Origin of the sequence: Acinetobacter sp. 22301 (genome assembly GCF_052045285.1) — a bacterium.
Taxonomy (GTDB): domain Bacteria; phylum Pseudomonadota; class Gammaproteobacteria; order Pseudomonadales; family Moraxellaceae; genus Acinetobacter; species Acinetobacter pittii.
Genome location: NZ_JBQEOR010000029.1, coordinates 1 through 596, shown reverse-complemented (window position 1 = coordinate 596; position 596 = coordinate 1). Strand labels below are relative to the sequence as shown.

Sequence of the window (596 nt, the reverse complement as noted above, 5' to 3'; positions counted from 1 at the left end):
GTATCAACTGTCACAACACCTGTATCTGTACCTACGTTACCTGCTGCATCGGTTGCAGTCACGGTAATGGTGTGTGGGCCATCAGTTAATGCAGGCAGTGTATTGTCTGCAAGCGTCCATGTGCCGTCACCATTGTTCACTGCCGGATAGTCAACACCATCCACATTTACAACCACAGTGGCTGTCTGATCGTTCACTGTACCGGTTAACGCAGGTGTACTGTCATTCGTTAATAAATCAGTTATAACAACTGCTGGTGCAACTGCATCAACAGTAGCTGTACCTGGCAAAGATGGGTTGCCTGCTGGATCAGTAGCAATTGCCTCAACTTTATCACCATCATTTAAGCCTGGGTTTGGTACAGTCCAAGTACCATCCGGTCCGGCTACAACTGTTGCTGTGTCACCATTAGGATAGGTTACTGTTACTGTTGAACCAGGTTCTGCTGTACCTGTAATTGGGTCTGTCCCGTTAACAGGGTCAATCACTGGCGCTGAAGGAGCAGCTGTATCCAGTGTATAAGTTTGTGTATCGTTAACTGTGCTGCTATTACCTGCTGCATCAGTGAAAGTTACTTTAGCATCAATCGTTTTATC

Annotated in this window: 1 protein-coding gene; it reads right to left on the bottom strand. The window is 46.5% G+C overall.

The genetic code is table 11. The features are described 5' to 3' along the window. Window positions 1-596: Ig-like domain-containing protein (locus ACTJJH_RS18365; RefSeq protein WP_440601574.1), on the bottom strand; the 596-nt coding region annotated here is incomplete at both ends.